Annotated in this window: 21 protein-coding genes and 3 pseudogenes; 14 read left to right on the top strand and 10 right to left on the bottom strand. The window is 61.7% G+C overall.

Features of this window, described 5'->3' with window-relative positions:
• Position 1 precedes the first annotated feature (1 nt).
• Positions 2-241 carry a DUF2274 domain-containing protein gene (locus tag B2Z70_RS08500; protein ID WP_064790346.1) on the top strand — a complete coding sequence of 80 codons (240 nt, stop codon included), beginning with the start codon at positions 2-4 and terminating at the stop codon, positions 239-241.
• On the opposite strand, the gene B2Z70_RS08495 is transcribed toward B2Z70_RS08500, so the two are convergent.
• Positions 174-1,157, bottom strand: coding sequence for a LysR family transcriptional regulator (locus B2Z70_RS08495; RefSeq protein WP_064790347.1), 984 nt, complete (start codon positions 1,155-1,157; stop codon positions 174-176). The two genes, B2Z70_RS08500 and B2Z70_RS08495, sit on opposite strands and share 68 nt — an antisense overlap.
• A 383-nt stretch (positions 1,158-1,540) precedes the next feature.
• Here B2Z70_RS08495 and B2Z70_RS08490 point away from each other — a divergent pair, with 383 nt between their 5' ends.
• Positions 1,541-1,750, top strand: a complete 210-nt coding sequence (locus B2Z70_RS08490; RefSeq protein ID WP_064790348.1) for a heavy-metal-associated domain-containing protein — start codon at positions 1,541-1,543, stop codon at positions 1,748-1,750.
• A 278-nt stretch (positions 1,751-2,028) separates the two neighbouring features.
• Entirely contained in the window at positions 2,029-3,045 is a 1,017-nt protein-coding gene (locus tag B2Z70_RS08485; protein WP_064790349.1) for a cation diffusion facilitator family transporter, read from the top strand.
• A gap of 83 nt (positions 3,046-3,128) precedes the next feature.
• Here the strand turns inward: B2Z70_RS08485 and B2Z70_RS08480 are convergent, their stop codons facing one another.
• Positions 3,129-4,334, bottom strand: a complete 1,206-nt coding sequence (locus B2Z70_RS08480; protein ID WP_064790855.1) for an IS256 family transposase — start codon at positions 4,332-4,334, stop codon at positions 3,129-3,131.
• Positions 4,335-4,482: 148 nt separating this feature from the next.
• Here B2Z70_RS08480 and B2Z70_RS08475 point away from each other — a divergent pair, with 148 nt between their 5' ends.
• Positions 4,483-4,827: an ArsR/SmtB family transcription factor gene (locus B2Z70_RS08475; RefSeq protein ID WP_245960864.1), complete on the top strand. Its 345-nt coding sequence runs from the start codon at positions 4,483-4,485 to the stop codon at positions 4,825-4,827.
• A 142-nt stretch (positions 4,828-4,969) separates the two neighbouring features.
• Here the strand turns inward: B2Z70_RS08475 and B2Z70_RS08470 are convergent, their stop codons facing one another.
• The 3 genes from B2Z70_RS08470 to B2Z70_RS08460 are packed head-to-tail and all read right to left on the bottom strand — an operon-like array spanning position 4,970 to position 6,543.
• Entirely contained in the window at positions 4,970-5,467 is a 498-nt protein-coding gene (locus B2Z70_RS08470; protein WP_064790836.1) for a DUF305 domain-containing protein, read from the bottom strand.
• A gap of 21 nt (positions 5,468-5,488) precedes the next feature.
• Positions 5,489-6,250, bottom strand: a complete 762-nt coding sequence (locus B2Z70_RS08465) for a MauE/DoxX family redox-associated membrane protein (protein ID WP_064790835.1) — start codon at positions 6,248-6,250, stop codon at positions 5,489-5,491.
• Positions 6,251-6,267: 17 nt separating this feature from the next.
• Positions 6,268-6,543: a metal-sensitive transcriptional regulator gene (locus tag B2Z70_RS08460; RefSeq protein ID WP_064790834.1), complete on the bottom strand. Its 276-nt coding sequence runs from the start codon at positions 6,541-6,543 to the stop codon at positions 6,268-6,270.
• A gap of 116 nt (positions 6,544-6,659) precedes the next feature.
• Between B2Z70_RS08460 and B2Z70_RS08455 the strand changes: the two genes are divergently transcribed.
• Positions 6,660-7,844 (top strand): MFS transporter, encoded by a 1,185-nt coding sequence (locus tag B2Z70_RS08455; RefSeq protein ID WP_064790833.1) that lies wholly within the window; start codon positions 6,660-6,662, stop codon positions 7,842-7,844.
• A 90-nt stretch (positions 7,845-7,934) separates the two neighbouring features.
• Here the strand turns inward: B2Z70_RS08455 and cueR are convergent, their stop codons facing one another.
• Positions 7,935-8,384: a Cu(I)-responsive transcriptional regulator gene (cueR, locus tag B2Z70_RS08450; protein WP_064790832.1), complete on the bottom strand. Its 450-nt coding sequence runs from the start codon at positions 8,382-8,384 to the stop codon at positions 7,935-7,937.
• 60 nt (positions 8,385-8,444) lie between these two features.
• A complete protein-coding gene (locus tag B2Z70_RS08445) occupies positions 8,445-11,174 on the bottom strand; it encodes a heavy metal translocating P-type ATPase (RefSeq protein ID WP_082923644.1) in 2,730 nt (909 codons plus the stop codon).
• A 164-nt stretch (positions 11,175-11,338) separates the two neighbouring features.
• Here B2Z70_RS08445 and B2Z70_RS08440 point away from each other — a divergent pair, with 164 nt between their 5' ends.
• Together B2Z70_RS08440 and copM are read left to right on the top strand one after the other, a co-directional pair.
• Positions 11,339-11,533: a heavy-metal-associated domain-containing protein gene (locus B2Z70_RS08440; protein ID WP_064790831.1), complete on the top strand. Its 195-nt coding sequence runs from the start codon at positions 11,339-11,341 to the stop codon at positions 11,531-11,533.
• Between the two features lie 14 nt (positions 11,534-11,547).
• Entirely contained in the window at positions 11,548-11,940 is a 393-nt protein-coding gene (gene copM / locus B2Z70_RS08435) for a CopM family metallochaperone (protein WP_064790830.1), read from the top strand.
• Positions 11,941-12,104: 164 nt separating this feature from the next.
• Here the strand turns inward: copM and B2Z70_RS08430 are convergent, their stop codons facing one another.
• Positions 12,105-13,136, bottom strand: a complete 1,032-nt coding sequence (locus B2Z70_RS08430) for a 2Fe-2S iron-sulfur cluster-binding protein (protein WP_292982461.1) — start codon at positions 13,134-13,136, stop codon at positions 12,105-12,107.
• A 10-nt stretch (positions 13,137-13,146) separates the two neighbouring features.
• Positions 13,147-13,413: a glutaredoxin family protein gene (locus B2Z70_RS08425; protein ID WP_064790828.1), complete on the bottom strand. Its 267-nt coding sequence runs from the start codon at positions 13,411-13,413 to the stop codon at positions 13,147-13,149.
• A 322-nt stretch (positions 13,414-13,735) separates the two neighbouring features.
• Here B2Z70_RS08425 and B2Z70_RS08420 point away from each other — a divergent pair, with 322 nt between their 5' ends.
• From B2Z70_RS08420 to B2Z70_RS15460, 6 genes and pseudogenes are all read left to right on the top strand, one after another.
• Entirely contained in the window at positions 13,736-14,125 is a 390-nt protein-coding gene (locus tag B2Z70_RS08420; RefSeq protein ID WP_197482613.1) for an ArsR/SmtB family transcription factor, read from the top strand.
• Positions 14,126-14,257: 132 nt separating this feature from the next.
• On the top strand, positions 14,258-16,918 hold the full coding sequence (locus tag B2Z70_RS08415; protein ID WP_082923643.1) for a heavy metal translocating P-type ATPase: 2,661 nt from the start codon (positions 14,258-14,260) through the stop codon (positions 16,916-16,918).
• A gap of 526 nt (positions 16,919-17,444) precedes the next feature.
• Positions 17,445-18,461: an efflux RND transporter periplasmic adaptor subunit gene (locus B2Z70_RS08410; protein ID WP_292982452.1), complete on the top strand. Its 1,017-nt coding sequence runs from the start codon at positions 17,445-17,447 to the stop codon at positions 18,459-18,461.
• The gene (locus tag B2Z70_RS08405; protein ID WP_064788632.1) at positions 18,458-21,628 is read left to right on the top strand and encodes an efflux RND transporter permease subunit; all 3,171 of its coding nucleotides are present in this window, start codon (positions 18,458-18,460) and stop codon (positions 21,626-21,628) included. Before B2Z70_RS08410 ends, B2Z70_RS08405 begins: the two co-directional genes overlap by 4 nt.
• Positions 21,629-21,765: 137 nt before the next feature.
• Positions 21,766-22,215 (top strand): MerR family transcriptional regulator, encoded by a 450-nt coding sequence (locus B2Z70_RS08400; protein ID WP_064788633.1) that lies wholly within the window; start codon positions 21,766-21,768, stop codon positions 22,213-22,215.
• Positions 22,216-22,256: 41 nt separating this feature from the next.
• Positions 22,257-22,313: pseudogene (locus B2Z70_RS15460) on the top strand (hypothetical protein); the annotation flags it as partial.
• A gap of 26 nt (positions 22,314-22,339) precedes the next feature.
• On the opposite strand, the pseudogene istA reads toward B2Z70_RS15460, so the two are convergent.
• Positions 22,340-23,098: pseudogene (gene istA, locus B2Z70_RS08395) on the bottom strand (IS21 family transposase); the annotation flags it as partial.
• A gap of 112 nt (positions 23,099-23,210) precedes the next feature.
• On the opposite strand from istA, the pseudogene B2Z70_RS08390 reads away from it, so the two are divergent.
• Positions 23,211-24,107: pseudogene (locus B2Z70_RS08390) on the top strand (Fic family protein); the annotation flags it as partial.
• Positions 24,108-24,182 lie beyond the last annotated feature (75 nt).

Below are 24,182 nucleotides of genomic sequence, written 5' to 3'. Positions count from 1 at the left end.
CATGTCGAAACTGAAGCTTGGGCCGCTGCCCGATGACAAGCCGGTGAAGGTGACAGTGGAATTGCCCGCGACCGTTCATCGCGATCTTGTCGTCTATGCCGAGGTGCTGGGACGGGAGACGGGGCAACCTGTTGCCGATCCTGTCCGGCTGATCGTTCCCATGCTCGAAAGGTTTATGGCAACGGATCGCGGCTTCGCAAAAGCACGTCGCTCGCCCCAATCTGCGAAGCCGCTTGCCTAAGCTTCGCGGCCTTGGCAGATGCCGCCTTTGCCATGGAGAGCAACCTGCGGAACGAGGGATTGTCGTTCGCCGGAGACCAGACCGCCGAAAATGGAAGCATCTCGCCGGCGATGGGCCGGTATGTGATGTCTGGAAGCGCGGCCACTGTCATGGCCTCGCTTACCAGCGTAAGGCCCTGGCCGATCGCCACCAGAGGCAACAGATTGTCCCGGCCGACCGATTGAACCTGGATTTCGGGATGCCGGCCGAGGTCCGCCAACTCCCGCACCAGATGGTCATGGATCTCCTGGCCCGGCGCAGCTTCGCTGACGATGAAGGGCTCATCGGCGAGGTCTCTCCACATCACCTCGTCCAAAGCCGCCAGGGGGTGGAGATCGGGCAGCACAACGAAAACCCGCTCGGACCACAGAGGCGCCCGGTCGCATCCGGGCCATTCCCGGTCGCCGGTCAGGAAGGCGACGTCGAGGCGGAACTGGCGGATGGCCGCGACGTGTTCGGCAGGATTGCCATCGATCAGTTCGATCCTGACGTCTTTATGAGACCGACCATAGCTTGCCAGCAGCTTTGCCAAAAAGCCCGAAGCGATGGACGAATAGATGCCGATCCGCACTCGTCCCTGCTCGGATCGTCCTGCGGCGGCAACTTCGTGAGCGCCTTCGTCTATCGTCTTGATAGCCCGACGCGCGCGATGAAGGAAACGCTGCCCCGCAAAGGTCTGCGATACGCCCCATGCGTGCCGGTGAAAGAGTGACGCGCCCATCCTGTCTTCGAGGTCGGCGATGCAACGGCTGATTGCCGATTGCGATAAACCTAACGAACTCCCTGCCTTTCGGAAGCTGCCATGTTCGGCAGCGGCTATGAAGTAGCGAAGGTGACGAAACTCGATGGAGTCAGGGAACTTGGCGGTCTCCTTCATCCGAGGGCCGCCGTCCGGATCATATGCTCACGGACCATAGGCAAGCCAATTGTCCCTCTCCGATTGTCGAGCATTCACGCGATGACGAGATGTATCGCGCGTAGCGGGTCACAGCCAGATTATACAACATTTGAACACATAAACAACTGTTCAATATTTGTATGGAGACGGGAGATGATCGAGAGAGGCGATGCCACCGCCAGTCCATCATGCCGGGGTCTTAAAACGAGCCCGTGGCGCTTGAGGATCGCGGTCTTGGCATGTCGGATGCTTGCGGCTTACAACAGTGGCAAGGTCAAGCAGATAGTTTCTGAACTTTGCCTCTTGACCTTCCAACGGTGGAAAGCCCCATTTCCCAGAGGACTCAAATCAAGGAGCCCTCCATGTATCTCTTCACCGTTCCCAACATGACATGCGGCAGTTGCGCCAAGTCGGTAACCAAGGCGCTGCAAAGCGTTGATGCCGCCGCGAAGATCGAGACTGATCCGCCCAAGCGTGAGGTCCGTGTTGAATCATCCGCGACCGAGGCGGACCTGCGTGCCGTTCTCACCGAAGCGGGCTATCCGGCCGAAGGCGCCGCGGCGGCCGCCTGATGCTACCTCCTGCCTACTGATCGCGAGCGCCAAGCCGCTACCGAAGGTGTCCCCAGGTTCATAGCAGTGTCAAAATGGGCAGTCCTTGGACTGCCCATTTTGTTTTCGAGGATGAGCCAGATCTTCAACGTCGAAGGTGTCAGCATTGCTCTGTACGCGGTCACTGCCCATCGGCTCTAGAGGCTCCGGGCAGATGGCAAAAAAATCGCGCAGCCGGTTGACAGACATATACTTGAACACCTATTCAATTGTTGACTTGATGTAATCGGAAACGAGCAATGGCAAACTCATCACACTCCCACAGCGACCATGACGGTCACGACCACTCCAAGCACGACCATAGCCACGGTGGCAGCCACGATCATGACCACTCGCATGTCCCGACAGTCACGAAGGACAACGAGCGCAAGATCCTCATTTCGTTCTTCATCATCTTCACTTTCATGATCGTGGAGGCCGTCGGCGGCGTGATCTCGGGCTCGCTCGCGCTGCTTGCCGATTCCGGCCACATGCTGACCGACGCAATTGCGCTCGGCCTCGCCTATGTCGCCTTCCGCCTCGGCCGCCGCGCCGCCGACAGCCAGCGCACCTTTGGCTATGCCCGCTTCGAGGTAATCGCCGGCCTGGTCAACGCCCTTACACTGTTCGGCATCGTCGGCTTCATCGTCTATGAAGCTATCGAACGGTTCCGGGAACCCCAGCCGGTCCTCGCTGGCTCGATGTTCGTCGTTGCCATTATCGGCATGCTCGTGAATCTCTTCGTGCTTTGGTATCTGACGCGCGGAGATTCCGAGCACGTCAACGTCAAGGGCGCCATCCTGCACGTCATGGGCGACCTGCTCGGCTCGGTCGGCGCGATCGTTGCAGCTATCGTGATCTGGTATACGGGCTGGACCCCCATCGACCCCATCCTGTCGGTCTTCGTGTCCCTGCTGATCCTGCGCAGCGCATGGAGCCTGCTCAAGAACACCTTGCACATCCTGCTCGAAGGCGCACCTGTTAACGCCGGAAGCACCCAGATCTCCGAACATCTGCTCAAGACCGTTCCGGGGCTTCAGAAAGTCAGCCATATCCATGTCTGGTCGCTGACCTCCGGTCGTGTGCTGGCGACGCTTCAGGTGCAGCCGACGGAAGATGCCGATATTCGGGGTGTCTGCAAGCAGGTCGAGCATGAGTTGAAGAGGAAGTTCAGCATCGAACACCCGACGATCGGCATCGACTGGGACGGTATGGCCAGTTGCAGCCTGGAGGAGCCGAACACCGCAGCGCTCTCCCATGCGGGTCATTCGCACTGACCGGCTCCACTTGAGGGAAGGGTTCATTCGAAAGGTCGTGTCCGTCAAGGTGGTGTAAATTCCCGGATGGCCTGAGGTCATGATCAGGCGGCTTTCGTGGTAATGCTGAGAATGGGGTCGATCTCCTCCTTGTCGATCTGGGCGAAGGCCTCGACCATCATGTAGCGGCTTGATGTCTGCCAGTCGTCGTTGGCTTCGAACAGGACGGCACCGATCAGACGTGTGATGGAGGCTTCGTTCGGAAAGATCCCGACGACGTCGGCGCGACGCTTCACCTCTTTGTTCAACCGCTCGATGGGGTTGGTCGAGTGCAGCTTGGTGCGGTGCTGGCGGGGGAAGGACATGTAGGCCAGAACATCGTGCTCGCTGGCATCCATGAGGTCTGCGAGCTTTGGCCAGCGGGGGCGCAGCTGTTCTGAGACCTTGTGCCAGATCTCACCAGCATGGGTGCGGTCAGGCTGGTCGAAAGCCTGGCGGATCGCCGCGGCGACCACAGTGTGCTGGCCCTTCGACACGTGGGCGAGTGCATTCCGCATCCAATGAACGCGGCAGCGTTGCCAAGTCGCCTCGAAGACGCGAGCGATGGCAGCCCTGAGCCCCGTGTGCGCGTCGCTGATGACCAGGCGCACGCCGTCCAGTCCCCGAGCTTTCAAGGAACGCAGGAACTCGGTCCAGAATGTCTCGGCCTCCGACGGCCCGATGCCCAGGCCGATGATTTCCCTGCGCCCCTCCGTGTTGGCTGCCACGGCGATTATGGCCGCGACTGGCACGATACGCCCGCCCTGGCGGACCTTGAGGTAGGTCGCGTCGAGCCAGACGTAGGGCCATTCGCCGGTCAACGGGCGGTTCAGGAACTCGCCGACCCGCTCATCGATGTCCTTGCACAGCTTCGACACCGTGCTCTTGGAGATGCCGGACAGGCCCATCGCCTGCACCAGCTCGTCGACGCGACGGGTGGAGACGCCGCCGATCCACGCTTCCTGGATTACGGCCACCAACGCCTGTTCAGAGGTCTTCCGAGCCTCGAGGAAGCCCGGGAAGTAGCTGCCCTGCCTCAGCTTCGGTACCCGCAGGTTCAGCGTGCCCAGACGGGTATCGAGCGCGCGCTCACGATACCCGTTCCGCCATGTCGTTCGTTCGCCGCTGCGCTCGTGGCGCCCAGCACCGATCAAGCTGTCGACATCGGCCTCCATGATCAGTTGCAGCACCGCCTCGGCGATAGTGCGAAGGAAATCGCCCTGGTCATGCTTGGCCATAAGCTCGGACAGGTCCATGTTCGTCTTGGTCATCGGGGTCTCCGTGTGATCCGTGGTTGAAGTCGCCAAACTCCACCTCGATCATACACCTCGGTGACCACCCGGGATTACACCTTCGACGGCGCTGAAATTACACCACGTGCGTGGACGCTACCATTCGAAAGATCGGAAAGGTAACGACGTGAATACGGCAGAACCTATCTCATCGCAGGATCTGAACTTTCTGGCCGAGGCCTTCCGCCTGCAGGGATCACCCAGCAGGCGGAAGATTCTCCTGCATTGCGAAGACAGTCCGAAGTCAGTGACCGATATTTCCGAGGCGCTGGAGCTATCCCAGTCACTCGTTAGCCATCACCTGCGTCTTCTCCGTGGAGCGCGGCTGGTGACGCGCGTTCGCCATTCGAAGCAGATGTTCTATGAGGTCACAGACAGGCATGTCGGTGACATCCTGCTCGACATGCTTTCCCATGCGCGTGAGGAAAGACGGAACGATCCGCAAAGCGACGGCATTGCTCGCCACTCATGAGTCCTGAATTTTCCCGCAACACCACGAAGCCGAAGCGCCTGCTTGCGGCAATGTTTGCTACCTCTCGATAGCCGTGCTGCCAAGATCGGCTCGTTACAGGTCGGCCAGACATGAGGCATTTGTCTGCCGGTGCCCTCGACGCCTACAGCCGGCTTCGGATGCTCTCCATCTGGTCAATCTCCTCGCGCTGCGCCCCGATGATTGCCTCGCACAGCGTCTTCAGTTCTGGGTCAGCGAGCTTCGCCTCACGGCACATCAGGATCGCCCCGGAATGATGCGGGATCATCGAGTCGATGAACTGGCCGTCATCAATCAGTGCCTGGCTTCGGGTCGCCCAGAAGGAACCGGCCGTCAGGAGGGCGAAGACGACATAAAGGACAATATTCACGCTGGGGTTCGGAAACATGCCCGGCATCGTCGCTAACATGAAGATGCCCATCGGTGCCCACATGGTTATCGCCATGTAGAGCATGTTCAGATTGTTCCGGAAGTCGCCCCAACCGTCGATCATCGAAAACATCACGACATACATGACGACGAGGCCAAGGATCATGTTGATCCAGAACATCAGATAGGGACGGCCATGGGAGCCGTGGCTATTCCCCGAATGCCCCCCATGAGCCGTGTGGCCGCTCGCCATTTGATCGTCCTTTCGCGGTTGTCAGTGTCCAATGCCCATCGGCTTGAAGATCATCCAGACCGCCATGCTGATCATCATGAGGTTCTCGGTGAGCGACACGAAGCCGAGCGGCACATTGCTGTCGCCGCCAACGCAGGCGCATTTCAGCTCGCGCTTGTCGATATAGACCGCCTTGAACACCGAGACGGCGCCGATGCCACCGATGAACAGCGCGACGGGGATCGACACCCACATCAGCGCGCCGGCCATCATCAGGACACCGGCGAGTGCCTCCGCGAAGGGATAGATGTAGGCATATCGGACCCATCGCTGCGCCAGAAGGTCGTAGTTCAGGAACATGGTAGCGAAGCCTTCCACGTCCTTCAGCTTCTGAAGGGCAAGAAGGCACATCGCGATGGCGATGAACCATTCGGCGGCCTGGACCGTTGCGAGGTTTCCGAACGCCGCCCAGCTCGCGGCCAGCGCCATCAGCGCGGCCATCGCGAACAGCGCGATCACCGGCTTGTAGGTGACGGCATCCTTGTCCTTGACCTCGCCGCCGAAGAACCGGACGAGATCGTCATACCCGCCGATCCGCTTCCCGCCGATAAACGTCTGCGGCGTCGATTGAACATTATGCTTTGCCTTGAAGGCGTCCGTTTCGGCGCGGGTCGTCAGATGGTGATCGTCGACCTCGTAGCCTCCGCGCTTGAGCAGATCGAGCGCCTTAAGCCCGTAAGGACAGGTATGGTTTTCCATCACCATTCGATGAAGCTCGGCGCGTTTGGCAGCATGGGTCGCCATTGTCTGATCCCTTCGATCTATAGTTTCGCCTTTGCGAACACCTCGACCAACTCGTTGAACTTAGCCCGCTGAAGGTCGGCATCGCCCGAGGCGATCGCCTCCTCGACGCAACAGGCGGCATGCGATCGCAACACCTGGTTCTCCACCTTCGACAAGGCGGCTTTGACCGCGTGGATCTGGTTGAGAATGTCGATGCAGTATCGCTCGTCCTCGACCATCTGACCGACACCGCGGACCTGGCCGGCGATCCGGTTGAGCGACGCAATGATCTGCTTCGAGTTTTTATTGCACATCCATCTACCCCTACCCGGTATGGGTATATATACGTTTGAGGAAAGGTTTCGTTCCCGCAAAACCCAAGAGTTTTGCCGGCCTGTCAGCATCGAAGCAAATAATTGTGGGAGTTCCGATGGACGATACTGCAACTGTCCGGCGCAACATCACCGTGCTGACCGCCGCGCAGGCGCTCGGAGGATCGAGCGCGCCGATCGTCATGTCGCTCGGCGGCCTGGTCGGCCAGCAGCTTGCCGACAACCCCGCATGGGTGACGCTGCCGGTCAGTCTCTTCGGTCTCGGGCTTGCAATCGGCACGCTGCCGGCCGCATTCGTCATGCGCGCCTGGGGACGCCGGGGCGGTTACCTGTTCGGTGCTTTATTCGGCGTCGCGGCGGGTCTCATTGCCGCGCTTGGCATCTTCGCGACATCGTTCCTGCTGTTCTGCGTCGGCTGCTTTACCGCCGGTCTCTATGGCTCCTACGTCCAAAGCTATCGCTTCGCCGCTGCCGACGCTGCCGAGGGCGCTTTGAAGGCAAGAGCAATCTCCGAGGTGATGGTCGGCGGGCTCATTGCCGCCGTCATCGGTCCGCAACTCGTCATCTGGACACGCGATTCCTTCCCCAGCACGCCCTATGTAGGCAGCTTCCTCAGCCAGGCGGCGCTTCCGCTACTCTCCATTCCCATTCTCCTGATGCTGCGCACGCTGAAATCGGCTTCGCAGTCGGCGTTGGAAAGCTCGGGCAGATCCCTAATGGAGATACTTCTGATGCCCCGCTACATGCTGGCGGTCGCGGCCGGCGTCGTCTCCTACGGTCTCATGGCTTTCGTCATGACGGCCTCACCGATCGCGATGGTCAACACCGGCCATTCGGTCGACAGCGCCGCGCTGGGAATCCAGTGGCATCTTCTGGCGATGTTCGCGCCGAGTTTCGTTACTGGACGTCTCATGACGCGCTTCGGCAAGGAGCGTGTGACGGCGGCAGGGATGCTGCTCATCGCTGTCTCGGCCGTGGTCGCGCTGGCGGGGCTTGAGCTGATCAATTTCTGGGGGTCTCTCGCTATCATGGGGATCGGCTGGAACTTCAGCTTCATCGGAGCGACGGCGATGGTCACCGACTGCCACACCCCCGGCGAGCGTGCCAAGGCACAGGGCGCGAACGACTTCATGGTGTTCGGCGCGACCGCCGCCGTCTCGTTTCTGGCAGGCAGCGTCCTGCACAGCTCGGGCTGGGCGACGATCAACTGGTTGCTGTTTCCTCCGGTCGCCCTGATCCTCGTGCCTTTGCTCTGGCAGGCGGCGCGTAAGCCGCAAGACTGAACCCAATGTCCCCGCCGTTGCCTTCGGCTGGAACATTGCAGAGTTAAAACCGCACTCAGCGCCTTCGCGGTCGAAGGGCGGAGGATGCGGTTATTGCAGCGAGCGACTAACCGCGCCGGAACGAGGCCGGATCGAAAGATCCTCGTTGTCCTGGTCGGTTTCAAGGCGCTGGAGGATCGGGCAATGCGGGCGATGGTCCCCATGGCAGGCATTCACCAGCATGGTGAGCGAGTGGGCCATGTCTTGCAGAACCACGATCTTCTTCTCCAGCGCGTCGATATGGCCTTGGGCCAGGCGCTTCACTTCCGCGCTCTGCCGCGTCTCGTCGCGCCAGAGGTTCAGCAAGTCGCCGATTTCGGCCACCGAAAAACCGAGGTCGCGCGCGCGGCGGATGAAGCGCAGCATGTGGACGTCGGTATCCGAATAGTCGCGGTAGCCGGAGTCCGTCCGGTCGGCGGCCGGGATGAGGCCGGTCTGCTCGTAGTAGCGGATCATCTTGGCCGAAACGCCTGATGCCTTTGCTGCCTGTCCGATGTTCATCATCAATCTCCCGTATGGTGCGACAGCCGACCCTTCATATAGGGTCGGCTGTCTGGTTCTTCAGTTCGCAACCTTGAAAGTCTTGAGCCGCAGCGCATTGCCGAGGACGAAGACGCTCGACAGGGCCATGGCGCCGGCGGCGAAGACCGGCGACAGCAGGATGCCGTAGCCCGGATAGAGCAGACCGGCGGCGACCGGGATCAGGGCCGTGTTATAGGCGAAGGCCCAGAACAGGTTCTGCCGGATATTGCCAATCGTCGCCTTGGACAGCGCGATGGCGTTCGGCACCCCGGTCAGGCTGCCTGACATCAGCACCACGTCCGCCGCCTCGATGGCGATGTCCGTCCCCGTGCCGATGGCGAGGCCCACATCTGCCTCTGCCAGCGCCGGAGCGTCGTTGATGCCGTCGCCGACGAAGGCCACCTTGCCATACTCGGCCTTGAGGCGACGGATCGCCTCGACCTTGCCGTCCGGCAGCACTTCCGCCACCACCTCGTCGATGCCCAGGCGGGCCGCGATGGCCTTGGCCGTCCGCTTGTTGTCGCCGGTGATCATTGCGACCTTCAGGCCGAGGTCGTGCAGCGCCTTGATCGCGGCAGGCGTCGTCTCCTTGATCGGGTCCGCAACGGCAATGATCGTCGCCAGCTTGCCGTCGATCGCGGCATAGAGAGGTGACTTGCCCTCGTTGCCCAGACGTTCGGCGACCTTGGCGAAGCCCGCCACATCATGGCCGAGTTCGACCATGTAGCGGTCCGCGCCGATCTCGACACGCTTGCCGTCGACCACGGCCTTCACGCCGAAGCCAGTGACCGACTCGAAGTCCGACACTGCGGGCAGTGCGATGCCTTCCGCCTCGGCCGCGTCCACGATGGCGCGGGCGATCGGGTGTTCCGACTTGGCTTCAACGGCTGCGACCAGGCCCAGCACCGTCGTCCGCTCGAAGCCGGCGGCCAGTTCGAGGTCGGTCAGGGCCGGCTTGCCTTCGGTCAGCGTGCCGGTCTTGTCGACGGCTACCACCTTGGCATCCTTCAGCAGTTGTAGAGCTTCACCCTTGCGGAAAAGCACGCCCAGTTCCGCGCCCCGGCCGGTGCCGACCATGATCGAGGTCGGCGTCGCCAGACCCATGGCGCAGGGGCAGGCGATGATCAGCACAGCGACGGCATTGACCAGCGCGAAGGTCAAAGCGGGCGAGGGGCCGAAATAGAGCCATGCAGCGAAGGTGAGCGCGGCGACGGCGAAGACTGCCGGCACGAAATACATCGTCACCTTGTCGACCAGAGCCTGGATCGGCAGCTTCGAGCCTTGCGCTTCCTCGACCATGCGGATGATCTGCGACAGCACGGTATTGCCGCCGACCGCCGTGGCGCGGATCGCGAAGGCGCCCTTCTGATTCACGGTTCCGGCAACGACCTCGCTGCCGCTCGTCTTGGACACCGGGATCGGCTCGCCGGTGATCATGGATTCGTCAACATAGCTTTCGCCTTCGATGACCTCGCCGTCGACCGGGATACGGTCGCCGGGGCGGACCTCCACGACGTCGCCGGACAGCACCGAGTCGATCGGCAGATCCACCGTATTGCCGTCACGGCGCACGCGCGCCGTTTTGGCCTGAAGGCCGACCAGACGCTTGATCGCTTCCGAAGTGCGGCCCTTGGCGCGGGCCTCCAACAGCCGGCCGAGCAGGATCAGCGTGACGATGACCGCTGCGGCTTCATAATAGACGTTCACCGTCCCGGCAGGCAGGAAGCCCGGCGCGAAGGTCGCCACCAGCGAATAGAGGTAGGCAGCGAGTGAGCCGACGGCGACCAGCGAGTTCATGTCGGGAGCCAGCCGCCAGATCGCGGGAAGGCCCTTGTCATAGAAGCGGATGCCGGGCACGAACAGTACCAGCGTCGTCAGCACGAACTGAAGATACCAACTGTTCTGCATGCCGATGGTCGCGGCGATCATGTCGTGCGCGCCCGGAATGAGGTGCGACCCCATCTCCAGGATGAAGACCGGCGCGGTCAGCACCGCCGCGATGGTAAAATCGCGGGTAAGCTCCCGGCGTTCGGCTTCCTTCTTCTCGGCGCGATCATCGACCTCGGCCTGGCTCGACCCGGTTGCCGCTGCGATCACCTTGGCGTCGTAGCCCGCGTTCTCGATTGCCGCGATGACGGCCGCCGCGGCGGCGGTTCCCTGGATCGTGGCCTTCTCGGTTGCGAGGTTGACGACGGCGTTGGTGACACCCGGCACGGCCTTGAGGGCTTTTTCGACACGCCCGACGCAGGAGGCGCAGGTCATGCCCTCGATCGCGACCTCAAGCGAAGCCGCCGCCGGCGCAGTGAAACTTGCCGAAACCGCGTAGCCTGCGTCTTCCACGGCCTTCACGACGACCGCTCGGCCCACCGGGCCGTTCGTCGTGATGCTGGCTTTCTCGGTAGCTAGGTTGACCACGGCATTGGCAACGCCGGGGATGGCCTTGAGGGCCTTTTCCACCCGCCCCACGCAAGAAGCGCAGGTCATGCCTTCGATCGGCACCTCAAGGAGAGCAGATTTCGGCGCACTGAAGCTGGCCGGCACTTCATAGCCAGCTTTCTCGACAGCCTTGACGAGCGCTATGCGATCAACCGTGTCGTTCGTCGTGATGCTTGCCTTCTCGGTCGCCAGATTGACGACCGCGTTGGCGACGCCGGGGACGGCCCTCAGGGCGCGCTCGACACGGCCGACGCAGGATGCGCAGGTCATGCCCTCTATAGGCAGGGAAATTGCTGCATTCATCTTGTCCGCAGCTCGAACAGGGGCATCCATTGCCGCCTCCTTTCTAAGTCAGAATTCGAGTTCGGACACTGATATGCTCCTTCCAACGATGGGAAGGTCAAGGGTAAAAATTACTTTTCGATTCCTCTTGACCTTACCATCTTTGGAAACCCCAACTTAAGGACCATGAGAACCGAACCCAAAGGAGAAAGCTCATGGAACTCAAGATCGAAGGCATGACCTGCGGCGGTTGCGCCAAGTCCGTCACCAAGGCGATCCAGTCGGTCGATCCGACCGCCAAGATCGACACCAACCCAGCCCAGCGGACAGTCAAGGTCGAGACGACCGCAACCCCCGCTGTCCTTCAGCAGGTTCTCGAAGAGGCTGGGTATCCGGCGACCGTGAATTGAACAGGAGCAAGATCATGCACAAGCTGACCCCGATTTTCATTGGCGGCGCACTCGCCATCAGCGCCGGCCTCGCCATCGCACAAAGCCAACTGAACACGGATACCACCATGCAAGGCCACGAAATGCCGGGGCATTCGATGCCGGCCTCCGACAACCCATCCACGCAGGCTTATATCGAAGCCAATGATCGCATGCACAAGGACATGATGGTCGAGTTCACCGGCGATGCCGACATCGACTTCATGCGCGGAATGATCCCGCACCACCAGGGCGCGATCGACATGGCGCGGGTCGTTCTGCAATACGGTACCGATCCTGAGGTTCGTAAGCTGGCCGAGGACGTGATCTCGGCCCAAGAAGGCGAGATCGCCATGATGCGGGAATGGCTCACCGCACGCGGGCAATAAGAATCGCACCCGCGGCAACGCCTCGCAGATCCACAAATTTGGGGGCATTCTGCGAGATCGCCCATACCGGGCCGGGCTGTCCAGTTTGAAACGGCACATGAAAAGCCAGCAGCGAAGTCGTTCGCGGCTGGCTTTTGTCACTGGCGGACTCGGACCGCGGCAGATCACTCTACCGTCGCTGCCGCCACTTGCTCTTCCGGCGTGAAGAAGACATCGGCGTGCATGTCTTCGGGACGCAGGCCCCGCGCGAAAACCACGTCCATCGCCGCATCGACCATCGGGGGCGGACCTGCAACATAGGCTTTCCACCCGTCGAAGTCGGCGAGATCCTCGACCACCGCATCGGTCACGAAGCCGTGCCGATGGAGTGCTGCCTGCATATCCGACAGGACAGCCGTAAAGCTGAGGTTATTATGACGGTCCGCCAGTGCCTCGAAATGCTCGACGAGATAGAGGTCGCGCGCGCCGCGTGCGCCAAAGTAGACATGGATCGGCTGCTTCATGCCGTGAGCAAGGGCCGTTTCCACGATCGACTTGATCGGCGCCAGACCGGAACCGCCAGCGATGCACAGGATCGGGCCGGAATGATGCTGACGGAGGTAGGAGGAGTCTAGCGGAAATTCGAGCGTCACCTTGTCGCCGGCTTTCAGCGCGTCATGGACGTGCTGTGACGTGATGCCCCCCGGAACCTTGCGAATGTGGAATTCGAGGCTGTCGTCGCCGTGACGATTGGCCATGGAGTAGCTGCGCGCAGGCACACCATCGAATCCGACCTGGGCATACTGACCGGCCGTGAAGAGCAGGGGAGAGCCGTCGGCAGGCGCGATCCGAACCAGCTTGATGTCGTGAGTGAGGTCATCGAGGCCGATCACGATGGCATCCAGCCGTCGAGGAGCCGTAACGGCATCATCGTAATCGCTGCCCAGCCAGGCGACTGCCGCATCGGTCTTCGGCACCGCACGGCATGCCAGGATCAGGCAATCGGCCTTCTCTTCCTCGCTGAGGGCGAAGCGAGAATGCTGGAGCAGCTCCACCTTACCCTCGATCAGGCGGGACTTGCAGGAGCCGCAGCGGCCGGACCGGCAACCGTGAGGATAGGGGATGCCGGCGGCGAGCGCGGCGTCGAGAATTGTTTGGCCCTCATGGACCTCAAGGCTGGTCCGCGCCTGCCGGATGTCAACAAACTTGCTCGTCATCTGCGTCTCCTCACAGGCTCCCGGCGAGCCCGAGCGCCTTGACGAGGCCCGGCTTCTGGCTCGGGAAGGTCCCGTAGAAGACGTCCGATCCGATGATGGTGATCGGAGCGACCCGGACGCCGGTCCGGGCCTTTGCCTCCTCGGCGATCTTCGGGTCGGTGAGGTCGCGTTCCTCGTAGGCGAGGCCCTGTTGGTCGAGCCAGCGTTTGAGCGTGTGGCAGTCCGGACAGGTCGGTGTGGTGTAGATGAGAATCTGGGGGGTGCTGCTCTCCGTCATCGGTCTTGCCTTTCTCTGAATTCGACATGGTTGCCCCGCTGCCTAGCCGCGTAACGGCGGGCGGATTTGGCAGGATTGTCGTCAGCGTGCGGCTTCCAGCGCTTGTAAGGTCAAGACTGTTCTTGCGCGGAAAAGGAAAATTCGAGATGTGACGCAGGGGCAGAGAAGGGCAGCGCCAACTGTCCCGCCGATCGACAGCGACCGTGTTTCGCATTGTAATTGCGCGCCCATCCGGTAGATTGGGCGGGACCAAACAACGCGGACAGCTCTTGGCGGTCAAATGCCGGCAGGTTCCGTCCCAAAACTCAGGTAAATCTAGCAGATGACTGCTCTCAAGAAGACAAACATCAAAAAGCCGGACGAACGTGCGATCTCCGCACATGCGGAGGCTGAAGGCCATCTCCTGCTTCCTTCGCTCTCACAGAACGAGGTCACGATCCTGGCGGAAACGTTTCGGCTGCTTGGCGATCCCTCACGGTTGAAAATCCTGTTGAGTTGCGTCCCGGCGCCGATCTCGGTGGGCGACATCGCCGAGCGGCTCGACCTGTCCGTGACCCTCGTCAGCCACCATCTGCGCCTGCTGCGCGGGGCGCGTCTCGTCAAGGGCGATCGCCAGGGCAAGCAGATCTTCTACGAGATCGCCGATCATCACGTCAGCCATGTTCTTCAGGACATGGCGACGCATATTTCGGAGGACCATGCGGACGACTGATCTGCCGGGAAAACAGCACTATTTTCAAATGAACACTTGAATAGCTGTTCAAGTGTGTTATTTACTCCTTCCGAAGCCGCGCATGGCGTCTGAGCACGCGCGCCCGCTGCGGCGGCCGGAAAGGAGATCGGAATGACAACTGGACTTTCAACGCCGGGCGCTGATGAGCGGCTCGGCTTTCGCGTCGACGGCATGGATTGCGCAAGCTGCGTCGGCAAGATCGAGACGGCCTTGGGCCGTCTGGGAGGTATCTCCGAGGTAGCCGTCAACTTCGCTACCGAGACACTCTTGCTATCCCGCGATGCGACGAGCAAAACGACCTCGAAGGATATCGCCAAAAAGATTCGCTCGCTCGGGTTCGACGTGACGGAACTGCCGGCTTCTGCGATTCCCGCCGCGCCTGTGCAGCGCTCCGACGCCCATGCCGGTCATGATCACAACGGCTGCGCCGGCGATCACGGTGCTTGCGGTGGCGATCACGACCACGCTCACCACGATCATGATCACGGCCACGGTGGCTGCTCTGGACATGATCATGCGGGCCATGCGCCAACTCCGCGCGCCGCACCGGTCTCTCCGCCCAATGTCTCGATGCGCGTCGAGGGGATGGATTGCGCAAGCTGCGTCGGCAAGATCGAGGTCGCGCTGGCGCGGATGCCAGACGTTTCCGACGTGCGCGTAAACTTCACGACCGAAACGCTCGAACTGACGCTCGGCGCCGGCGCGCTCACCAAGGTCGCGGACATCGAAAAGACGATCAAGAGCCTCGGCTTCGGGGTGTCCAACACACGCGAGCTTTCGGCTTCGTCCGATGCGGCCATCGACGTCGAACCCGCGCCAGCGATGCGCAATCAGCGCTGGTGGCAGACCCGCAAGGGCAAGCACGTCATCGGCCTCGGCCTGCTGATGGGCTCGGCCTACGTCGTTGCCCAGTTCATCCCGCTTTATGCGGAATGGATTTTCGCTGCTGCCGTCATTGCCGGTGTCATTCCCTTTGCTCGCAAGGCGTTCGCGCTCGCGACCTCGGGTTCTCCCTTCTCCATCGAAACGCTGATGGTCGTCGCCTCGATCGGCGCCCTCGTGATCGGCGAGGCTGAGGAGGCGGCGGCGGTCGTGTTCCTGTTTGCTGTCGGCGAGCTGCTCGAAAGCGTCGCGGCCGGGAGAGCGCGTGCCGGCATAAAGGCTCTCGCGTCGCTGGTGCCAAAAACGGCTGTTCTCCTCGACTCGAATGGCGGCCAGCGCACCGTGCCGGCATCGGCGTTGCGAGTGAATGATCTCGTTCTCGTGCGGCCGGGCGACCGCGTGCCGGCCGACGGACAGATCCTACAGGGAACCTCCAGTCTGGACGAGTCGCCCATTACCGGCGAGTCGGTGCCGCGCTCGAAGACCACTGGCGAAAGTGTGTTCGCCGGTTCGATCAATGTTGATGGTGTCCTCCAGGTCAGTGTCGAGAAGACTGCCTCTGACAATACCATCTCGCGCATCATCCAGCTAGTTGAGCAGGCGCAGTCGGCCAAGGCCCCGACCGCTCGGTTCATCGAGAACTTCAGCCGGTATTATACTCCGGCGGTGATGCTGATCGCCGCGCTGATCATCACCGTCCCGCCGCTGGCGATGAACGGCGATTGGGACACGTGGATCTACCGTGGTCTCGCCCTTCTACTCATCGCATGCCCCTGCGCGCTCGTTCTTTCGACGCCTGCAGCGATCGCCTCGGGCCTCGCCGTGGGTACGCGCCGCGGTCTGCTGATCAAGGGCGGCAATGCGCTCGAAACGATTGGCAAGGTTCGCGCCATTGCTTTCGACAAGACGGGAACGCTGACCGAAGGCAAGCCGCGTGTCACCGAGGTTCTCGCGCTCGGAAACAATGAAGAAAGCGATGTCATTGCTCTGGCAGCGGCGGTTGAAACAGGTTCAAGCCATCCGCTTGCCAAAGCAATCATCGGACGCGCCGAAACCGACGGTATCGCCGTTCCGCTCGCTCGGGACGCATCGGCGACCGCCGGCAAGGCCGTGCATGCGACTGTAGCCGGGCGTCGCCTCGCAGTCAGTTCCCCGACCCATGCCGCCAAGGCGGCAACGCTCGGCGCGCTGGAACGCAGCGCCATCGAGAAGCTCGAGGATCTCGGCAATACGGTTGCCGTTCTTTTCGACGAGCAGGCAAGGGAAGTCCTCGGTCTCATAGCCCTGCGCGACGAACCGCGCCGTGACGCGCGCGAGGGCGTTGCCCAGCTCAAGGCGATGGGCGTTCGCTCCGTCATGCTGACCGGAGACAACCAGCGCACCGCCCAGGCGATCGCCAAGGGTCTCGGTATCGAGTGGAGCGCCGAGCTGCTTCCGCAGGACAAGCTCGATCTCGTCAACGAGATGAAGCGGAAGACCAAGGTGGCCATGGTCGGCGACGGCATCAACGATGCTCCGGCGCTGGCGACGGCGGACGTCGGGATCGCCATGGGCGGCGGAACCGATGTGGCGATCGAGACCGCGGACGCCGCCCTGCTCAAGAGCCGTGTCACGGACGTTGCCCATCTCGTCGCGCTTTCGCGCGCCACCATGGCCAACATCCACCAGAACGTGATCTTCGCTCTTGCGCTGAAGGGAGTGTTTCTCGTCACCAGCGTCCTTGGGCTTACTGGCCTCTGGATCGCGGTACTCGCAGATACGGGCGCGACCGCCATTGTCACACTGAACGCTCTGCGGCTCCTGCGGTTCAAGGGTGCCAAATCCCCAGAGGATAGCGGCCGTGACGAAGGAATGCCTTCACGCCAGCTTATCGCGGCCGAAAGTCACTAATTCCCTGCACTAAAGACGTCGCCAGTCATCAAGACTGGCGGCGTCGGCCAACCGGGCCTGCTGGTTCACCGATCTAAATTTGGGAACGGCGCCGGCTCGAAGATGTCGGCGAAGTACGGAATGCGGCAGTCCGCGGCATGAACTGATGATCGCGTCAAGGGCCTATACGGAAATCGTTTTCCAAAGGTCTTGACCTTCCTATCGTTGGAAACCGCACCTTCGTCGAAAATGCACTCGCCGCGCCCTGGTCGCTGGGTACGCGCGCCCTATGAAGGTGAACGAGAATGAGTAAAAAAGCCGCCGCTCTGCGATTGGTCGGTGCTGCTATCGCGGTCGGTACTCTTGCAATCATATATCGAGAGGACATTGGCCCGTATACAAAGGGCCTGATGTCGCTGGTCTCTTCGACATCGGCATCGGAAGCTGAGGCACAGCCGGCGCAGATGCCCGTCCCGCAAGTTCCCGTGGCTGAGTCATCATTCGCCAAGTTGCGGCTTCTACGGAATTCACTGGCCATCTCGAAGCGATGAAGACCATCGAACTGCGTTCGCGTGTTGGCGGTGCAATCGATACCGTGAGTGTCCCCGAAGGCGGTATGGTGCAACCTGGAGACCTTCTCTTCCAGATAGATCCCAGACCTTTCGAGGTTGCATTGAATGCAGCAAAGGCTCAGTTGCAGCAGGCCAATGTCCTGCTTGAACAAGCCGAGACCGACTTCAGGCGTACAGAATCGCTGTCTCCCAATGGTACGGTATCACGCAAAACACTCGATGACGCGCAAGCGCTGCTCGGTCAGCGCCAAGCCCAGGTAGAGATTGCCAAGGCGGCTGTCGCGGCTGCCGAGCTCGACCTTTCCTACACAAGGGTCACTGCCCCAATTGCCGGACGCGTTGACCGGGTTCTTGTCACGGAAGGCAATCTTGTTGCAGGCGGCAATGCCGGTGCGGCTACGTTGCTCACCACGATCGTCTCGGTCGATCCACTCTATGTTTATTTCGATATTGACGAGGCCACCTATCTCGGCTTCGTCGGTAATGCGCGCGCGCCCGAAACGGGCAAGGTCGCGGAAAAGCTTGTTGTCCAGCTCGGTCTGATGACCGATACAGGCTTTCCGCATACCGGCCAACTCGACTTCCTTGGCAATCGTGTCGACCGGAGTACGGGCACGATCCGCGCCCGGGCCATCGTCAGGAATTCCGACGGCAGGCTGACTCCCGGCCTCTTCGCACGGGTCAAACTCGTTACCGCGCAACCGGCTCAAACCGTTCTTATCGACGATCAGGCGATCGGCATCGATCAGGGACGGCGCTACGTCCTGGCGCTTGGCCCCGAGAACAAGGCGGAATACCGCCCCGTCGAAATCGGACCTATGGTCGACGGACTGCGCGTCGTCTCCAAAGGTCTCACTCCGACTGACAAGATCATCATAAAGGGCCTTGTGCGCCCCGGTATGCAGGTTGTCCCGCAGATGGTCTCAATGCTTCCAGGGCAGGCTGCTGACGGCGAGCGGGCCTCCGGGCAAGCGCAGGAGGCGCGTCGATGAACATTCCGCGCTTCTTTGTCGACCGCCCGATCTTCGCGGTCGTTCTCTCCGTCTTGATGCTGATCGCCGGCGGCCTGACGCTGCTGAAGCTCCCGCTCAGTGAGTACCCGCAGGTGACGCCGCCGACAGTCCAGGTCACTGCGAGCTATCCGGGCGCCAATCCCGAAGTGATTGCCGAAACAGTCGCCGCTCCGCTGGAGCAGGCGATCAACGGCGTCGAAAACATGCTCTACATGAGTTCGCAGGCAGCGACCGACGGACGCATGACCCTGACAATTGCGTTCAAACAGGGCACTGACCCCGACATGGCGCAGATTCAGGTGCAGAATCGGGTTTCTCGCGCCTTGCCCAGGCTTCCGCTGGAAGTGCAACGCATCGGTGTCGTGACGCAGAAAACCTCCCCCGACATCCTTATGGTTGTCCATCTCGTCTCACCTGATGACCGCTATGATCCGCTCTATCTGTCGAACTTCGCGATCCTTCAGGTGCGCGACCAACTGGCCCGCTTGCCGGGCGTGGGCGACGTCATCCTCGGGGGCGCTGGCGAGTATTCAATGCGGATCTGGCTCGACCCTGCCAAGGTGGCCGCGAGGGGGTTGACTGCCAGCGACATCGTCGCGGCGATTCAGGAACAGAACGTGCAGGTAGCAGCCGGCTCGGTCGGTCAGCAACCGGAAGCCTCGGCTGCCTTTCAGGTCACCGTCAACACGCTTGGGAGGCTTTCTAGTGAGGAGCAGTTCGGCGAGATCGTCATAAAGGCTGGTACGGACGGCCAGGTTACCCGTTTGCGCGACGTCGCCCGTATCGAACTTGGCGCAGATTCCTACGCCCTTCGCAGCCTGCTGGACGGCAAGCCGGCACTCGCGATGCAAATCATCCAAAGTCCTGGCGCAAATGCGCTCGACGTGTCGAGCGCCGTCCGCACCACCATGGCCGAGTTTCAAAAGGGCTTTCCGGAAGGCATCGAATATCGGATCGCCTACGATCCCACGGTGTTCGTGAAGGCGTCTCTCGAGGCCGTGGTCATGACGCTGCTAGAAGCCGTCGTGCTGGTGGTCATCGTCGTCGTGCTGTTTCTCCAGACCTGGCGGGCGTCGATCATCCCCCTCGTCGCCGTTCCCGTCTCCTTGGTCGGCACGTTTGCGCTCATGTATATGTTCGGCTTCTCGCTGAACACCTTGTCCCTCTTCGGCCTCGTTCTCTCGATCGGCATCGTGGTCGACGACGCGATCGTCGTGGTCGAGAACGTCGAGCGCCACATCGCGCTTGGAGAAACGCCGAAAGAGGCGGCGCGCAAAGCCATGGATGAGGTGACAGGACCGATCGTCGCCATCACCTCCGTCCTGTCGGCCGTCTTCATTCCATCCGCGTTCCTGTCTGGCTTGCAGGGCGAGTTCTACCGCCAGTTTGCGCTGACGATTGCGATCTCGACCATCCTGTCGGCGATCAACTCTCTTACGCTCTCTCCCGCGCTTGCTGGCGTGCTGCTGAAGCCGCACCACGGTGACGTGAAGCGGGACCTTCCTACACGCGTGATCGACTTTCTGTTTGGCTGGTTCTTCCGGCTGTTCAATCGCTTCTTCGACGGCGCCTCGAACGCCTATGTCTGGTCGGTGCGCCGTGCCGCGAGGCTCAGCGTTCTCGTCCTGCTGGTCTATGCCGGCCTGGTCGGCATGACGTGGGTCGGCTTCCAGACGGTGCCCAACGGCTTCGTGCCGGCCCAGGACAAATACTATCTCGTCGGCATCGCCCAGCTCCCGACCGGCGCTTCGCTCGACCGGACCGAGGCCGTCGTCAAGAAAATGTCGGAGATCGCACTGGCCGAGCCGGGCGTTGAGAGTGTCGTTGCTTTCCCGGGGCTCTCGGTCAACGGGATGGTCAATATCCCCAACGCAGCGGTCATGTTCACGATGCTGAAGCCGTTTGACGAACGAAAGGACCCGTCGCTTTCCGCCTTTGCCATCGCCGGCAAGCTGATGGGCAAGTTCAGCCAGATCCCCGATGGCTTCGCCGGTATGTTCCCGCCGCCGCCCGTTCCGGGTCTCGGTTCCACCGGCGGCTTCAAGATCCAGATCGAGGACCGAGCGGGCCTGGGCTTCGAGGCACTCGCCCAGGCTCAGGGTGCGATCATGGGTCGGGCGATGCAAACGCCCGAACTGGCGGGAATGCTGGCGAGCTTCCAGGTGAACGCGCCGCAGGTGCAGGTCGATATCGACAGGGTGAAAGCGAAGTCGCAAGGCGTTCCGCTCAACACGATCTTCGAGACATTGCAGGTCAATCTCGGCTCGCTCTATGCGAACGACTTCAATCGCTTCGGTCGCACCTACCGGGTGATGGTGCAGGCGGACGCACCGTTCCGCATGCAGCCCGAGGACATCGGCCGCCTTAAGGTGCGCAATTCAGCCGGCGACATGATCCCCCTCTCGGCCTTGCTCACCATCAAGCACAGCTCTGGCCCCGATCGGGTTATGCACTACAACGGCTTTCCGTCTGCCGATATCAGCGGAAGTCCCGCGCCCGGATATTCGTTCGGGCAGGCGACGGCAGCGATGGAGCGCATCGCATCGGAGACCCTGCCGCCCGGCATGGCCTTTGAATGGACCGATCTCGCCTATCAGGAGAAGCAGGCCGGCAACACCGCCATGTTTGTCTTCCCGCTGTCCGTCCTGCTCGCGTTCCTGATCCTCGCGGCGCAGTACAACAGTTGGTCGCTTCCTTTCGCGGTGCTGCTGATCGCTCCAATGGCGCTCCTCTCGGCGATCGCCGGGGTGTGGTTCACCGGCGGCGACAACAACATCTTCACGCAGATCGGATTTGTCGTTCTGGTCGGTCTTGCCGCGAAGAACGCAATCCTGATCGTTGAGTTCGCCCGAGCGAAGGAGGACGAAGGGGTCGATCCGTTGGCTGCCGTCCTCGAAGCGGCTCGCCTGCGTCTGCGGCCGATCCTGATGACGTCGCTCGCCTTCATTGCCGGCGTGGTTCCGCTCGTCATCGCCACCGGAGCGGGCGCCGAAATGCGGCACGCCATGGGCATCGCCGTCTTTGCCGGCATGCTCGGCGTGACGCTGTTCGGCCTGCTTCTGACGCCGATCTTCTATGTGGTTGTGCGCCGGCTTGCGATCAGGCGGGACCCGTCGCCCCAACAGGCGACCAAAGCCCATGCCTGAGCAGGTCGACACACGATTCCGCGCCGGGGCGGCCCATGGGCCGTCGCCGCACCCCGGCGCGGTCGGGCCTTGAGGGCCTCAGCGATAGAACACGCAGCAAATCATCAACACGCGGCTATCCGGAAGGAACTTCAAACATGGATATCGGCATCGGCGAACTCTCTCAGCTCACCGGCGTCAAAATTCCGACGATCCGCTACTACGAGCAGATCGGGTTGCTGCGCGAGCGCTCGCGGAGCAAGGGAAACCAAAGACGCTACGACCACGGGGCGGTCCATCGCCTTCTCTTCATTCGCCGCGCCCGCGATCTCGGGTTCAGCATCGAGGCGATCAAGGACCTGTTTCGACTTGCCGACGCCTCGTTCTCAAGCCCGGCCGAGGCGCTCCGCATCGCAAAGGAGCAACTCGCTGCGGTCGAGGAAAAGATCGCTCAACTGGAAACACTCGAAAAGGTGATCCAGCTCGTTGCTGAAAGCGAGAATGACGGGGATCTGATCCCGCTCGATATTTTGCCCTCTAATGACAGCGACCGCGATGGCGATGCTGAGGTGAAAGCTTCAAGCAGAGGCCGAGGATCGATTCACTAGCCTCATCCCAAGGACCTGCGAAGTTGAGATACTATTCCCATGTGAAAAGGAGCCAGAACTGCATCGTGGTCGGTGCGGGACCGGCGGGCCTGATGCTCGGTCTCCTACTGGCCCGGTCGGGGAACCGCCGTCGGACAACGCCGACCTGGTTCTCGACCTGCCCCTTCTCCCAGCCGGATGCCGGGGTGCAAGCGACGGGATCGACGAGGTAATGGCTGCACATCTGCTGGAACCGGCGGTTGTAGGCTCGGTCGCGGCCGACGAAGATCGTGTCGACCGCGGTCTTCATGTTGTCGTAGATGCCCCGCGTGCAGGTGCCCCCGAAGAAGGCGAAGGCCTTGTCATGGGCGTCGAAGACCATCTCCTGCGTCTCGCGGGGATAGGCACGCACGAACAGCATCCGGCTGTGACACAGGCGGACATGTGCCACCTTCACCGTGGTCGTCGCGCCGTCGATCACCACGATCTCGTGGCTCCAGTCGAACTGGTAGGCCTCGCCTGGATCGAAGGTTAGCGGGACATGGGCGGCCGCAGATGCCACCGCTTCCTCCTTCGACCAGGAGGCCGCGTATCGCCGGACCGCATCATAGCCACCGTCATATCCTTGAGCCCGGAGTTCCTCAAAAATGCGGATGCGAGTCAGTCGCTCGCGCTTGGGCTTCCGCGCGTTCACCGCCAGCATCTCGTCGAGCATGTCTTGCCAAGGCCCGATCTTCGGCAACGGCTGAATGGTTCGCTCATAGGTGAGCTCCGTCGCACCGGACCGGATCACCTTGCGCACCGTGTTCCGCGATACTCGCAGCTCCCGGCAGATCTGCTTGATCGACTTCTTGTCCTGAAAATACGCCCGCCGGATCTTCGCTATCGTCTCCACGACCAACATCCCACACTGTGCTCCCCGATGACCTCGGGGGCATCATCCACATCAGTGTAAGGGGGTCATTTTTGGACGCCGATCACCCCGCTACGGGGTCAATTTTGCATGCCGGTTCACACAAGTGCGCTCCTCCATTGCCCGGCGCCTCGGGATGGAGATCGGTGCGCTTGCCCCGGTCGATCGTGACGTCGAGGGTGTGGTCGAGATGATGCTGGATGCGACGCAGAACTATGCGTCCCCCCTCACCGCGGAACGGCTCTTCGCCTGGCATGCCGCACTGTTCCCGACCGGGCGCAGCGGCATGGCCCGGATCGCCGTCGGCGCATGGCGCCCCCCGGAGACCGGACCGATGCAAGTCGTCTCCGGCCCCTACGGGCGTGAGCGCGTGCATTTCGAAGCGCCGAAGGCAGAACGCCTGCCGGACGAGATGGCGGCGTTCCTGGACTGGTTCGAGACGCGCGATGCCACGGATCCGGTCATCCGCGCGGCCATCGCCCATCTCTGGTTCGTGACGATCCATCCGTTCGAGGACGGGAATGGGCGTATCGCCCGCGCCATCGCCGATATGGCTCTGGCCCGATCCGAGGGGAGTGCGCAGCGCTTCTACAGCATGTCGGCCCGGATCCGGCGTGAGCGAGGAGAATACTACGCCATGCTGGAAAGAACGCAGAAGGGCGGGTTAGACATCACCGGCTGGCTCGACTGGTTCCTCGGATGCCTGGACCGGGCTTTCGACGGCACTGAAGAGGTTCTGGGCCACGTTCTGCACAAGGCACGCTTCTGGGAGGCCATGGCAGGCGAGATCTTCAGCGAGCGTCAGCGCGCCGTGATCAACCGGCTGCTCGATGGATTTGAGGGAAAGCTGACATCCTCGAAATGGGCAAAGCTGACCAAGGTTTCCTCCGACACTGCGCTCCGCGACATCACGGACCTGGTTGACCGGGGTGTGCTTGAGAAGGAGGATGCTGGTGGCCGCAGCACCAGCTACAGGTTGGTTGGGCGGGCGCGGGGCTGAAGGTTGGAGGCTACCTGGTCAGTTCCGACTCGTATCCGTAAGCAAGTCAGCGGGCCGCCAAAGCGGTTTTCAAAG

The organism is Oceanicaulis sp. UBA6590, assembly GCF_002433705.1.
GTDB lineage: Bacteria > Pseudomonadota > Alphaproteobacteria > Caulobacterales > Maricaulaceae > Oceanicaulis.
This window is presented reverse-complemented; position numbering and strand designations above follow the sequence as displayed.